At 64.5% G+C, this 13,300-nt stretch carries 14 protein-coding genes and 1 pseudogene; 7 read left to right on the forward strand and 8 right to left on the reverse strand.

Annotated elements, in window-relative coordinates:
• Nucleotides 1–377 precede the first annotated feature (377 nt).
• Nucleotides 378–1,196, reverse strand: a complete 819-nt coding sequence (locus tag OXK16_00070; GenBank protein MDE0374348.1) for an ABC transporter ATP-binding protein — start codon at nt 1,194–1,196, stop codon at nt 378–380.
• Between the two features lie 109 nt (nt 1,197–1,305).
• A complete protein-coding gene (locus tag OXK16_00075) occupies nt 1,306–1,746 on the reverse strand; it encodes a DNA-binding protein (GenBank protein MDE0374349.1) in 441 nt (146 codons plus the stop codon).
• Nucleotides 1,747–1,848: 102 nt separating this feature from the next.
• On the opposite strand from OXK16_00075, the gene OXK16_00080 reads away from it, so the two are divergent.
• Together OXK16_00080 and OXK16_00085 are read left to right on the forward strand one after the other, a co-directional pair.
• A complete protein-coding gene (locus tag OXK16_00080; GenBank protein MDE0374350.1) occupies nt 1,849–2,214 on the forward strand; it encodes a hypothetical protein in 366 nt (121 codons plus the stop codon).
• Between the two features lie 31 nt (nt 2,215–2,245).
• Nucleotides 2,246–3,409 (forward strand): mandelate racemase/muconate lactonizing enzyme family protein, encoded by a 1,164-nt coding sequence (locus OXK16_00085; GenBank protein MDE0374351.1) that lies wholly within the window; start codon nt 2,246–2,248, stop codon nt 3,407–3,409.
• A 347-nt stretch (nt 3,410–3,756) separates the two neighbouring features.
• Here the strand turns inward: OXK16_00085 and OXK16_00090 are convergent, their stop codons facing one another.
• Complete coding sequence (locus tag OXK16_00090; protein ID MDE0374352.1) at nt 3,757–4,707, reverse strand: 3-hydroxyacyl-CoA dehydrogenase family protein; 951 nt, start codon at nt 4,705–4,707, stop codon at nt 3,757–3,759.
• An 83-nt stretch (nt 4,708–4,790) separates the two neighbouring features.
• On the reverse strand, nt 4,791–5,567 hold the full coding sequence (locus OXK16_00095) for an SDR family oxidoreductase (GenBank protein ID MDE0374353.1): 777 nt from the start codon (nt 5,565–5,567) through the stop codon (nt 4,791–4,793).
• A 167-nt stretch (nt 5,568–5,734) separates the two neighbouring features.
• Here OXK16_00095 and OXK16_00100 point away from each other — a divergent pair, with 167 nt between their 5' ends.
• The 3 genes and pseudogenes from OXK16_00100 (at nt 5,735) to OXK16_00110 (ending at nt 8,000) form a co-directional block, all read left to right on the forward strand.
• On the forward strand, nt 5,735–6,640 hold the full coding sequence (locus tag OXK16_00100) for an amidohydrolase family protein (protein MDE0374354.1): 906 nt from the start codon (nt 5,735–5,737) through the stop codon (nt 6,638–6,640).
• 3 nt (nt 6,641–6,643) lie between these two features.
• Nucleotides 6,644–7,516: an amidohydrolase family protein gene (locus tag OXK16_00105; GenBank protein MDE0374355.1), complete on the forward strand. Its 873-nt coding sequence runs from the start codon at nt 6,644–6,646 to the stop codon at nt 7,514–7,516.
• Between the two features lie 26 nt (nt 7,517–7,542).
• Nucleotides 7,543–8,000 (forward strand): annotated as a pseudogene (locus OXK16_00110) (SDR family NAD(P)-dependent oxidoreductase).
• 176 nt (nt 8,001–8,176) lie between these two features.
• On the opposite strand, the gene OXK16_00115 reads toward OXK16_00110, so the two are convergent.
• Entirely contained in the window at nt 8,177–8,593 is a 417-nt protein-coding gene (locus OXK16_00115) for a pyridoxamine 5'-phosphate oxidase family protein (GenBank protein ID MDE0374356.1), read from the reverse strand.
• Between the two features lie 168 nt (nt 8,594–8,761).
• Here OXK16_00115 and OXK16_00120 point away from each other — a divergent pair, with 168 nt between their 5' ends.
• The gene (locus OXK16_00120; protein MDE0374357.1) at nt 8,762–9,664 is read left to right on the forward strand and encodes an amidohydrolase family protein; all 903 of its coding nucleotides are present in this window, start codon (nt 8,762–8,764) and stop codon (nt 9,662–9,664) included.
• Nucleotides 9,665–9,766: 102 nt separating this feature from the next.
• On the opposite strand, the gene OXK16_00125 is transcribed toward OXK16_00120, so the two are convergent.
• The 3 genes from OXK16_00125 to OXK16_00135 all read right to left on the reverse strand — a co-directional run bounded on the left by OXK16_00125 (nt 9,767) and on the right by OXK16_00135 (nt 12,779).
• Nucleotides 9,767–10,948 carry an ABC transporter substrate-binding protein gene (locus OXK16_00125; GenBank protein ID MDE0374358.1) on the reverse strand — a complete coding sequence of 394 codons (1,182 nt, stop codon included), beginning with the start codon at nt 10,946–10,948 and terminating at the stop codon, nt 9,767–9,769.
• A 221-nt stretch (nt 10,949–11,169) separates the two neighbouring features.
• Nucleotides 11,170–12,012 (reverse strand): ABC transporter permease subunit, encoded by an 843-nt coding sequence (locus OXK16_00130; GenBank protein ID MDE0374359.1) that lies wholly within the window; start codon nt 12,010–12,012, stop codon nt 11,170–11,172.
• Nucleotides 12,012–12,779 (reverse strand): ABC transporter permease subunit, encoded by a 768-nt coding sequence (locus OXK16_00135; protein MDE0374360.1) that lies wholly within the window; start codon nt 12,777–12,779, stop codon nt 12,012–12,014. Before OXK16_00135 ends, OXK16_00130 begins: the two co-directional genes overlap by 1 nt.
• 241 nt (nt 12,780–13,020) lie before the next feature.
• Between OXK16_00135 and OXK16_00140 the strand changes: the two genes are divergently transcribed.
• Nucleotides 13,021–13,300 (forward strand): hypothetical protein (locus OXK16_00140; protein ID MDE0374361.1); only part of this gene is annotated, 280 nt, incomplete at its 3' end.

The following is a 13,300-nucleotide window of genomic DNA, read 5'->3' on the forward strand; positions in this document are numbered from 1 at the left end:
GCCTCACCGATGAGAAGGGTCTGTTCCAGATGGACTTCGATCTCATGGCGTCCACCATGTGGGATGTCCTGGGCCTGACGGGTATCGAGAACCTCCCCAGTCCCGAAGCGATGATCGACACCAGCTTGCTCGATGATGCGTTCGCGGGCTGCGGAGCATCGCTCCTGGATTGCTGATCACACACGTTCTCCGACTCTAGGAAGCGGTGCCCCGATCGCCGGGGCACCGCTCCCTTTCTGGGTGAATCAGATCGGATGGTCACGCGGAACGGTTCCGTAGTTGCGGTCGCCACCGGCCTACGAGCCGTTACGTCCGTGCCCGCCGGGGGCTCGAATGGGTCTGGTCCGGGGTCGTCGCGGCCTGAGGAGGCTGGGCCGTCAGGTTCCAGTCGAGTCCAATGCCAGCGTGAGTTCGTCGGCGATAGCGTGGAACTCGGCCGTGGTTGCGAGTTCCCTCGTTCTAGGTCTCTCGAATTCCACTTGCTTGACGAACTTCACCTGGCCAGGGCGCTCGGTGAGGACGATGACACGGTCAGCGAGGAACAGGGCTTCATCCACCGAGTGGGTCACGAGAATCGTGGTGTGTTGCTGAGCGGACCAGATTCGCTGCAGTTCCAGGTTCATCTGCCGGCGCGTCACCGCGTCGAGAGCTCCGAACGGCTCATCGAGAAGCAGAACTTCCGGGTTCAGGGCGAGAGCACGGGCGATGGCGATCCGCTGGCGCATTCCGCCCGAGAGCTGTTTCGGCCTGGCCTTCTCGAATCCTGCCATGCCGACGAGCGAGATGAGCTCGGCGATCCGTTGTTTGTCCGGTTTCATCCCGGCAACGTGGAACGGCAGCGCGATGTTGTCCCACGAGTTCAGCCAAGGCAGCAATGCATGATCTTGAAACGCAACTCCCAGGCGATGTGCGGCCGCCAACTCGGCAGGTTGCCGCCCGTTCACGACCACCGTGCCGCGGGAAGGTACCTCCAGCGATCCGACCAGCCGTAGCAAGGTCGACTTACCGCAGCCGGAAGGACCGATCAACGCCAGGAATTCCCCGGACGCTACGTCGAAGCTGACACCGGAGACAGCCACCAGGGTCTCACCCCTCCGCAGCTTGAACTCCTTGCTCACATCTCGCAGCGAGATGACCGGGGAAGCAGCTGCGACCTCTCCGCCCACGTCACCGTTTTCCAAGATGCGGTCACACAATGGCTCCTCCTCGGTGTCCCCGGAAACGGAGACTAGTCCTTGATCGGTCGTGGTTGATACCCCGCCGGTACGCTCCAGTTATCGAGTCCCACTCGACACGGGTGTCGGTTCATAGAGTTCCCCAGAACTCCGGTGGATCGCCCACCAACTCCTGTACCGTGGCTTCCATCGCGAACACCGTGGTTCCCGGGTTTATGTGGCCCCCGATGGTCATACCGGTCGGATCGGCGAACGCGGCGTGGATATGCACCAGCGGTTGCCCTTCATAAAGAGAGATGTTGCCGGTTCCACCGGCAACCTCCAACTGCTCTTCCCGAACGATGGTGCGGTAGTCGCCGGCGTCCGGGTCGTACCACGAGAGGTCGGCGCGGCTCACCGAGCCGAGAAAGGTGATGGTCGCGGCCAGGATCCCCCGGCATCGGGCGAATGCCGTCAACGAGTCCAGCAGGTCGTCTCCCTGACCGAAGCTCAACAGATGGATCCTGCCCGGATCGAAGTCGAATACCTTCACACCGGTGCTCTTCGATCCCATGGGCACGTTCGTGACCACCGCACACACCGATTGTAGGAGGGTGTGTCTCACTTGCGATGCTCGCGCCGGTGGGCCATCGGATTGATACACTCCGGACCCGCCAAAGGAGGGGAGAACCCGTTGGCAGGCACGACCGAGTTCCTGATCGTGGCGCCGATCCTTCCCGGCAAGCGGAAGGCCTGGCGCCGGATGATGCAAGAGGTCACGGGCCCCAGGTATGCGGAGTGGGCCGACCATCACAACCGGATGGGCGTCACTCGCGAGGTCGTGTGGGAGCAGCGCCTTCCCGGGCTGGATCTTGCCATAGTCGCCATCGACGGCGTCGACCCGCAGGACATCCTCGACAAGATGACGGTGTCCGACAACCCCTTCGACGTGTGGTTCAGAGACACCATCATCAGCGTCACCGGGTACCTCGAGACCGCGCCGGACGAGGTTCCGCCCCCCACGCTCGTTGGCAAGTTCGAAGCCGAGACCCGGCAATGACCGCATTGGCGGGCCTGTCGGCCGCGACCTTATGAAGATAACCCGGATCAAGGCCATCTCCGTCGGCTATATGAAGGTCGATCCGGAGATGCATCGCAGCTTCTCGCTCATCAAGATCGAGACGGATGCCGGCCACGCCGGATGGGGCGAAGCAAGCTCGTCCTACGGCCATTCGTATCCCACGGTGGTGGAGACCATCGTCGATGACGTGCTCGCCGACGTGTTGATCGGAAAGAACCCGTTGGCGATCAGAGCCCGCCTTGCCGAGATGCGCCTGTGGCTCGACGGGTATCTCGGATGGGACGGTGTCTCCGCGCAGGTCATCGGCGCCATCGAGATCGCGCTGTGGGACATCTTCGGGAAGTGCCACGGTGTCTCGATTGCGGCGATACTCGGCGCCGGCGTGGACAGTTTGCCTCTGTACGCCACGGGGACGACCTCGTTCGAGACGGATCTCGGCTGGCACGAGACCTATTTCGACGATGTCCTCGAAGCCGGTATCAAGGGCATCAAGGTCCGGCTGGGCAACGATCCCGAACGGGATCTCGATCTCATCGCCAGGACCAGGCGGGTCATCGGCGACGACTGCCATCTGATGGCCGACGGCTACTGGACGTACACCCTCCGCGAGGCGATCCGCCTGTCCCGCAAGATGGAGCCCTACAACGTGAGCTTCTACGAGGAACCCATTCCCCAGTACATGATTGGGGCACTCGCCGAGCTCCGGGCTGAGTCACCGGTCCGTATCGCGGTCGGTGAGCGCGTCTTCTCCCTGGCCGGATTCAAGAACGTGGTGCATCATCGCGCCGCGGACGTTCTCCAGCCGGACCCGACGGTCTGCGGAGGCATACTCGCCTGTATGGAGGTGGCGGCCCTGGCGAAGGCACACGATCTCGCCGTGGTCCCCCACATCGGAGGTCTGACCGCGGTAGGTGTGGCTGCGGGTCTCCATCTCGCGGCCGCCATCGAGCCCGAGGTGCTCGAGTACGACCCCGATCCGTACCAGCCGCTGCGAGACGAATTGCTGGTGGACCCCATCTTCGGCATGGATCGCGTGGAGAACGGCCGCATGGCGGTCCCGACCGGGCCCGGGCTGGGGATAGAGATCGACGAGACTGTCCTGGACACCTACCCGTACCAACGGGGGAAGCTCTATCAAGAGTTGTACCCCGAGCACGGCGCCGGTCGCCTGTAGGCGGGAGTTGGTTCCCGAGTCGCAAGAAGAACGCGGAAACCGCGACGACCCTGGCCCCACCCGCTGGGCCCTCCCCCACCGCCACCACCTTGGTGTCGAGCGCGTCCGCTCCTGCCCCGGGTGGGGGCCGCTCGACAATATGTTCCCTCGCCTGGCCCTGTCGACGTCGAAGATGGGCCGCTGGTGCTTACGGTTATCGAACACCATATAGCGAGGATGTGACAAGAACAACCCCTTTGGTCGGGGTGCGAGTCCGCTGGGAGCTGGCGACACGGGAATTCCTCACACCGGCAACGGACACCGGCGGAGTTTCGGCAACAAGGCCGAACTCAGGGTTCGGCACTGTCCTACAGCGGTGAGAAGGCGTCTGCCTCCTCCAGAGCGTCCAGTACGGCCAGGTAGGCCAGGTCCCGCTTGCGCACGACCTCGCGCTCGGAGCGGCCGCCGTAGTCATAGAAGCCCCGGCCGGTCTTGGGTCCGTAGAAGCCCTGGTCGACGACCTCCTTGAGGTAGGGCGGCACTTCGAGGCCCATCTCCGCCGTGCCTTCGGCGATCAGGTCGAGTCCGTTGAAGTCCAGACTCTGGAAGATGCCCACCAGCCCCAGCCGCACGCCGACGCTGGTCTTCATCACGAAGTCGATGTCCTCCAAGGTCGCGGCGCCGTCGTCCATCAGTTCCTCCGCCGCAGCTCCCATCGCCATCATGATCTTGTTGGCGATGAAGCCGATCGCGAACCGCTTCATCACGAGCGGCTGCTTCCCGATCCGTCGGAGCAGGTCGGCGGTCCACTGCAGCGACTCCTCAGACGAGTCGGGTCCGCCGGCGACCTCCACCAGAGGGACGATGTACGGTGGCATGAACCAGTGGGCACAGACGAACCGCTCGGGTCCGGCAGCCGTCACCTGAGCGAACAGGTCCAGAGCCGAGGTGTTGCTCGCCAGCACCACATCCGGCGCCGCCGCATCTTCGAACGCGTTGACGACAGCCTGCTTGGCGGCGATGGTCTCGCTGACCACCTCCATCGCGAACTCGGCTCCTGCCGCCGCTTCGGCCAGCGACCTGGTCGGATGGAGGCGCCCCAGGATCGCAGGGATCTCGACGGGGTCCAGACGGCCTCCGTCGACCAGTACCCGCAGGTTTGCCTCCACCAATCCGGGGGCGCGCGCCAGGGCTGTCTCGTCGAGGTCCACCAGGTCCACGTCGATCCCGGCCTGGGCGAAGACCTGGGCGATCGAATGCCCCATCGTCCCCGCTCCCACCACGGCGACTCGCTGTACTTCATCCGGGCTAGCTCGCATCACCCTCCTAGTCATCTGGCGCGCCACCATAGTTGGGGGCGCAGTACCTACAACCGGACGCCCGGACCGAAGATATCCTCCGGCTATCCGACCAGGGTCTCGAGGTGACCGTCGATGGGGATGACCGCTCCCGTGATGCCGGCGCTCAGAGGGGAGCACAGATACAGGACCAGATTCGCAATCTCGTCAGGCTCGATGAAGGTCCGCAGGGAGGCCTGCGTCTTCCACTCGTCGGACACGTCCTGGAAGGGAACGCCTCGTTCGTCGGCCAGTTCCTGCATGACCCGGTCGAGCCGGGGACCGGCCACGCCTCCCGGACAGACCGCGTTCACTCGGATGCCGTAGGGCCCGAGTTCGGCGGCCCAGGTCTTCGTCAGGCCGAGCACCGCCCATTTGGCCGCCGCGTACGGGCTCCGTAGCGGAGAACCGAAGAGTCCCGAGACGGATGACATGTTGACGATGGCCCCCGCGCCGGCCTTCTTGAGGTGCGGCGCCGCGGCCCGCGTGCTGAGGAAAGCACCATCCAGGTTCCCGCTGATGCAGGCGCGCCAATCCTCGTAGGTGAGTTCGTCGACCGGGACTGTGGGGCCGCTCGGTCCGGCGTTGTTCACAAGGACATCCAGCCCTCCGAGTCGCTCGATAGCGTCGTCGAACAACCGGCCGATGTCTCGTTCCGATCCGACATCGGCCAAGGTGGCGGAGATACCGGGCACCTCCTCCCGGGCTGCCGCCAATGCGTCGGCATCGATGTCGCATATATGCACTCCGGCGCCGGCCTCGACGAACCTCTCGGCCACGGTGCGACCGATCCCGGTCGCGGCACCCGTTATGACAACCCTCGAACCCGCCAACCTCATCATTCCAAGTCCTCCTGTGTGGCGCCGGCAACGGAGGATGCCCGAGAACGTCCCGTGAGATCCAGCCGCAGCCAGCCTACATCCCGGGTGCGCCGGGCCGTCTCGCCGGGGCCTGTCTGTACAATGACCGCCCGTCCGCCGTATCGAACTATCCACGATGGGAGGCCTCGTTGGTCAGCGTCGACTGTCATCTGCACCTCGGGGTGGTCCCGGACCACATACCCGAGTGGTGGTTGACCGAGATGTACCGGCCGTACGGGGGTGGGGCTCTCACCAACTACGACGGGCAGTGGATCGTCGACCTCCTGGATCGTTCCGGAGTCGATGTAGGTCTGGTCCAGGGTGGAGACATGCGGCGCACGACCTACCATCCTGATCATTCCGCCGAGCACGATGTCTTCGTTCCCAACGACTACACGGCCCACCAGGTTGCCCTCTTCCCGGACCGGTTGAAGGGAGTGGCCGTCATCGACCCGATCCGGGACATGGGCGCCGCCCTGGAGGAACTGGACCGGTGCGTCAACGAGCTGGACTTCCGCGCCCTCAAGCTGCTCGGTTCCTACCTTCACTTCTCGCCCAACGACCGGCGCCTGGATCCGATCTACGAGAAATGCATCGAGTTGGGCATCCCCGCCCACTTCTTCACCGGATGGACCCCGATCATCACGGCCAAGCTCGAAAACGCCGATCCGGTGCAACTCGACGAGGTCGGCCGTCGATTCCGCGACCTCAAAGTGATCATCTCGATGGCCGATCCTTGGATCGACCAGTGCATCCTGCTGGTGGCGAAACACCCCAACTTCCACGGCGACATGTATCACTTCGCCGAACTCGGGCCCGAGCCTCTGTTCGAGACCCTGGACCGGTTCCGGTCGCTGTCGGCGCTCGACCGGGTGCTCTACGGATCCAACAACAGCGACAAGGTGCGGGTCGGCCGGGAGGAGGCCACGGTGCCGGACGTGTACCGCAGTGTTAACCGGGTTGCCCGGGAGAGGGGGGCGGAGCCGTTCACGGACGAGGAGATGGCGGCGATCCTCGGCGGTAACGCAGCGCGCCTTTACGGATTGGGAGGCTGACCGATGTTAACGATCGATTGTCACCTGCACGTGACCGAGGTGCCCGAGCACGCTCCCGAGTGGTGGGTACGGGAGATGTACGCGCCATGGGGATGGGACGTCGGTTCCGTGAACGGTTCAGATATCGTCGAACACCTCGATGCCACCGGATTCGATATCGGCATGATCCAGGGTGGAGACATCCGCCGCACGACCTACCACCCCGATCATCCTGCCGACCACCGCGTCTTCGTCCCCAACGACTACGTCGCTCACCAGGTCGCCCAGTCCGGGGGGCGACTCTATGGCGTGGCGGCGATGGATCCGCTCCGGGACATCCCGGCGGCGGTGCTCGAGTTGGAGAGATGCGTCAAGGAACTGGATTTCCGGCTGCTCAAGCTCGTCCCGACCTATCACCACTACGCCCCGAATGACCGGCGGCTGGACCCGCTCTACGAGAAGTGTCTCGAGTTGGACATACCGGTGATGATCCACACCGGATGGACAGCCACCATCAACTCGGCGATGGAGTTCCAGGACCCGATCCAGCTGGATGACATCGGACGTCGCTACCGGGATCTGAAGGTCATAGTCGCGCACCTCGGATACCCGTGGGTGGATGAAGGGGTCGCGGTCGTCGCGAAACACCCCAACTTCTACGCCGAGATGGCCGGATGGACCGCCTGGGGACCTGAAGTCCTGGCGGGCGCCCTTTCGAAGCTCAAGGAACTCGGCGCGATAGACCGGGTGGTGTACGGATCGGACAACACCGACGCCAGGGACCTCTACCGTGAGGCCCGCCGGACGGCACGCGAACAGGGCACCGAGATCACCGATGAGGAGATGGCCGGGATCATGGGCGGTACGGCTGCGGAACTCTTCCGGATCAGCGCGTAGCCGCCGTTCTCTCGCTCGGGCGCCGGATGCCCACAAAGACGAAGGAAGTGGATGTGGCCGGTGTGGACGTGACCGACCGGCGTTCGATCGCCGCCCTGGCGGATCTGGCGGTTGCCCACGCGGGTGGGATTGACATATGGGTCAACAATGCCGGTATCTACCCGGATGATGCCCTGCTCGACATCGACGACGACCAGTGGGACGGCGTACCGAATGTCAATCTGCGGGCACCTACCTCGGCGCCCGGGAAGCAGCCACGCGAATGATCGCCCGCCGGGAGGGTGGCGTCATCATCAACATCTCCACGGCGCCTGCGTACGTTCGGGAAGGCGCTCCGCACTACGTGGCCTCCAAGCTGGGGGTGGTGGCGCTCACCAGGCGGATGGCGGCTGAACTGGGAGCGCACGGGATCCGGGTTCTGGCTCTGGCCCCTACGGTCATTCTCACTCCGGGAATGGAGGAGTCGGCTGAGGAGGGCGGCTGAGACCTCGGGGACCTTGCCGAGCAAATGAGCCGGGAGTTGCCGCTGGGCCGCGCCGGCGTGCCTGACGATGTCGCCCTGGGTCGCCTTGTTCTGTGCATCCGATCTCGCAAGCTTCATGATCGGCTCCGAGGTCCGTGTCGACGGTGGTGACAAGCACGGGGGACAGACGTAGCGATTCAGTAAGGGTCGTCGGCGAAGTCCCACGCCCGCAGTTCGCCGGGTTCGAGCCGGACCAGCGTTCCGGGCGGAAGTGCGGCAATGTAGTCGTCGACTTCGGGCGCTGGGACATAGCGCTCGACGATCCGTCGGTCGACATCGGGATCCTGCGGCATCAGTTGAGCGAAACCGCGGACCTCGAGACCGCGGAGCGGAGATTCAGCCTCTGCCACCACCACCGACGCCCTCGGGTCCCGCCTGAGGTGCCTTGCCTTCACATCGTTGAGGCCGATGGCGATATTGAATCCGCCCTCGCGCCACTCGAACCACACGGGCGACAGCCGGACCAGACCGTCCTGGCCGTAGGTCGCGAGCGTCGCCAGGAGAGGGCGATCGAACAGGTCACCCAGATCCTCGACGGCCAGACCGGTACGCATGCCCGGATTCTACGCCACCCCGCCAGAGGGATGCCGGATCGAGTCCCGAGCGTGCGGATCGGTCGTCGGCAGGCGTAGCCTTTGACCAGCGATCCGCTGCCACTACCGTCCCGGAGCGATCCACCCCGTCAAAGCGAGCTCGGAAACCCGAACGACAGGAGCACCCACATGGTTACCGTCGACTGCCATCACTACATCGGTTTGACGCCGAGCCAGGTTCCCAAGTGGTGGATGGATGAGATGTACCTGCCATACGGTGGCACGGGTGTTTCCCGGTATGGCCAGGACATCGTGGACATGATCGACGACGCCGGAATCGACATCGCGATCGTGCAGGGCGGCGACATCCGGCGTACCACCTCACATCCGGACCATCCCGGCGACCACGGGGTATACATCCCCAACGAGTGGATCGCCGAAGAGGTGGCGAAACACCCGGACCGGCTCCGCGGTCAAGTAGCGGTCGATCCGCTGCGCGATCCGCAGGATGCCCTGGCCGAGACTGAGTACTTCATCAAGGAGCACGGGTTCGTGGCCCTGGCCCTCAAGACCGCCTACCACGACCACGCCATCAACGACCGCCGGGTATATCCCTTCTACGAGAAGTGCATCGAGCTCGACGTTCCCGTGGATCTCTTCACGGGGTGGACGCCGATCATCAACGCTCCCATGAAGTATTCGAATCCGATCCTGCTGGACGACGTGGGTAGGGAGCTCCGCAATCTGAAAGTGGTCTTCTACCTGGCCTTCCCATGGATCGATGAGGGAATCGCCGTAGCTGCCCGCCATCCGAACTTCTACATGGACCTCGCGTGGTTCGGAGGGGGGAGCGCGGAGCAGCTTTACGACGCGCTGCTGAAGATCAAGGACTTCGGGGCTATCGATCGGGCCCTGTACGGGTCGGACGGGAACGACAAGATCAGGATCGGCAAGAACGTGGCGACGGTCCCCGAGCTCTTCCGCGCCGTGAACGAGGTCGCCGAGAGGCGGGGTACGGCTGAAATCTCAGACGACGAGATGGAGGCCATCATGGGGGGCACCGCCAACCGGCTGTACAAGCTCGGCTTGTAGGAGCTCCTCCTAGACACGGTCCGGCCGGCGCCGGAGTATAGGAAAAAGAGGCGCTGCCCCTCCTTTCGGAGAGGCAGCGCTCTATCGGTCGAGAACTCGCTTCTAGCAGTCCAGCAATGAGGATCCGCAGCCTTCGTAGGCAGACTCGAGGATCGAGATGTCGTAGACGTCGGCGGCGTCCGGAACCGATTCAAGCCCGGTAGCCGTCAGCACGTAACCGTTCTGGATGTTCTGGATCTGGTCGAGATCGAACCAGAACAGGCCCTTCTCATCGGTGAGGGGGCTGGTCATCAGGGGTATCTGTGCTTCATGGATGGGGAACTGGTCCTCGAGGACCAGGCCGAGATCGACCCCGCCCCACGTGTTCATCACCAGATCGATCGCGTGGGCGGGATCGTTGAAGGCGTACTCCCAGCCCCTGATGTTGGCCCGGAGGAAGCCCACGATCGCTTCGCGATTGTTGTCCATGAACTCTGTCGTAGTGAAGAATAGGTCCTGGTAGGCGGGCAGACCCATCTCGCTGAACGTCCAGCTGACGTTGCAGATCCCCTGCGCGTTCAGCGGGAGGGGATGGCTGTTGACCCAGATCAGCATGCCGTCGACCGTTCCATCGACCACCGGCGACATGTCCCAGCCGGCGGGAATCAGCTCGTAGGTGCCGGGCTCCAGCCCGTTGGCGGTCAGCAACGCGTCGATCAGGAACCCGTCGGTGGTGCCGCCTGCGATCTTCTTTCCGGCGATATCGGCCGGCGAGTTGATCGGGTTGTCGCAGAGCGAGCCGATGCCTGTCGGGTCGGACTGCATCCTGACGCCGAACACCACGAAGTCCGCTCCCTCGGACATGGCCAGAGCGAGCGAGAACGGATCGGTGACGCCGATATCGGCAGCTCCACCCGCAACCACCTGGGTCGAGTTGGGCACGTTCGGGCCACCGTGCTCGATGGTGACGTTGATGTTCTCGTCATCGAAGAAGCCCTGTTCGACGGCCTCGTAGAGCCCCATGAAGCCGGGATCGGCGATCCAGCTCAGCCGCAGCCTTATGTCGGTCGGCTCGGCAGGAGCGGGTGCCGCGGTGGTAGTCGGGGCGGCCGTGGTGGTCGTAGCTGCCGCAGTGGTCTCGGTCATCTCGGCCTCGGTCGTGGTCGGCGCGGCCGTAGTGGTCGGCGCGACCGTGGCCTGCGTCGCCTGCGTCTCGGCAGTCTCGTCACCTCCGCAGGCGACCCCCAAGAGCGCGAGGAGCGCCACTACCGATATCCATTTGACCCGCTTCCTCTGGGTGATCATGCGTCCTCCTCCTGGTCGTCGTACTTCGACATTTCGCTAGCTGATTCCGTGCGCGGATCGGGGCGAACCGATCCGCGGCCCGGATAAGCATACCGATGCAGGTTCGCCGCCAACCAAGAGGGCCTGCCACACGACATGATCGGGTGCCCGCTGACCGCTTCCGGCGTATCCGCCGTCTCCGAACGGTCCCGGGTTCCGAGCGACGCCATACCCGCGCTCGCTCATGTCCAGCGTTCGATACCCCGTTCCTCGACCCGGCTGGCGAGTGCGTAGGAGAGAATGGACAGAGCGATTATGACCATCGCCGCACCCCAGGCCCGGTCGACATCGAACCGGCTGAACGAGAGGGCGAACAGCCAGCCCAGGCCCCGGACGCCGGTCAGGTACTCGCCGATGACCGCCGCAATGAACGCGACTGCCGCGTTGAGCCGGAATGCGACCAGGAAGTTCGGCATGGCGGCAGGCAATGCGAGCCTCAGCAGTTGCACCGTCCGCGGAGCGCCGAGGCTCCGGAAGACATCCACCGAACCTGCCGGCAAGTCCAGCAGGCCGGAGTTGACGAGGACGAACGTGGGGAACATCGACACGATGGCTGCGATGGCCAGAACCGTGGTGGGGGAGTAGCCCAGCACCTTCGCCATGATCGGAATCGTGGCCACGATGGGAGCGGAGTAGAGCAGGATCATGGAGGTCGTCAGCAGACCGCGTAGCACCCGGGAAAACCAGACTGCGATCGCGGCAGCCACGCCGATGGCGGTCCCGATCGCCAGACCGGCGGCGGCCTCCAGGACGGTCCGCCAACCGTAGGACCAGTACTCGCCCGGGGCCGACCAGATATCGAAAGCCACCGCGCCTGGTTCCGGGATCACGAGCCGGTGCACGCCGCCCAGGGTCACCCAGGCCTGCCAGGCAGCGATGACGAGAACGTAGGGCCAGATGGCGACCAGGAAGCGGCGCGCCAGAGACCGAACGGTCCGCCGCCGGGAGTCACCTGAATCACCCTCGAGGTCCCTTTGGTTCGATGGATCCTTGACGGCGGCCGGCCTCCCATGGGTAGGTGGCATCAGCGGAACCTGTTGAGCGCGGCCCGCTCGAGGGCGGCGAAGGCTGCGAACACTGCGATGGCGATTAGCGAAGTGAGGGCGGCGGCCGCCCAGAGGCGGTCCGAGCGGAGACTCCGCATCGAGGTGACTATCAGGGCGCCGAGTCCTGGACGTGATGAGCCGAACCACTCCCCGAAGACCACGCCGAACATCGCTGCCGGGGCCCCGAGCTTGGCGGCATAAATCAACGATGGCACTGCGACCGGTAGCTGCAACCGCCGGAATCTGGTCCAACGAGACGATCCCAGGCTGGAGAGGAGGTCATGGTGAGACTGGCGGGCGAGGTAGAAACCCGAGGTGATGGCGATGAAGCTGGCGAAGAAGACTGCCAGGAGCGCGAACGTGAACGGCACGGTCTCCTGCGATACGATCATCACCAGGACAGGCCCGAGCGCGATCCACGGTATCGAGTTGATCAGGGTCGCCATCCTGCCAATGCCCCGGTTCAATGCCGGTGCGAGAAGTCCCAGCACCGCGAGTGCCAGCCCCAGCAGGATCCCGGCGACGAATCCCTTACCGGCGTCGATGATGGTGGCCCTGGTGGCTCTGGCGAAGACAGGAAGGTTCTCCAGGAACGCCCGGACCACGGCCGAGAGGGGTTGCCAGTTGCGTCCCAGGAGTTCGAGCCTGCCCACCAGTTCCCAGGCGCCCATCATGAGCAGGACACCGACGGCGCCGAGCACGACCATGGAGGCTTGCGAGGAATCCCTGGTCGCGTCCGCGGACATCAGCCGACCGAGGCTCGAATGCCTGCGACGCCGGCCTCGAGAAGCAGCGTCGCCGGAGTCCGACCCTTCGTCTGCGGCACGACAAGTCTCCTCACGCCTCGGCTGCCCGCCGACCGTCGAGTGTATCCGGCCCCCATAGCCTCCGCCATAGTGACGACGTACCCGCCGTCGTTCGGCGCCGGTCTATTCTCCTGCGGGTAGCGCCCGTTCCCGATCCCGTCCGGCGCCCGCAGGAGTGCCCATGGTCACCGTAGACTGCCATCTACACCTCACCGAGGTGCCGGAGCAGGTGCCGCATTGGTGGATGCAGGAGCTGTACCGGCCCTACGGCGTCGAGTACGGCACCACCGACGGGGAGTGGATGGTCAACCTGCTCGATCGGTCGGGAATCGACATCGGGATGGTCCAGGGGAGCGACATCCGCCGGACCACCTTCCATCCCGACCACCCCGACGAGTACGAGGTGTACGTACCGAATGACTACACGGCCGACCAGGTCGCCATGTACCCGGACCGGCTCA

It is taken from the genome of bacterium, from assembly GCA_028821235.1.
In the GTDB taxonomy this organism is placed as follows: Bacteria; Actinomycetota; Acidimicrobiia; order Spongiisociales; family Spongiisociaceae; genus Spongiisocius.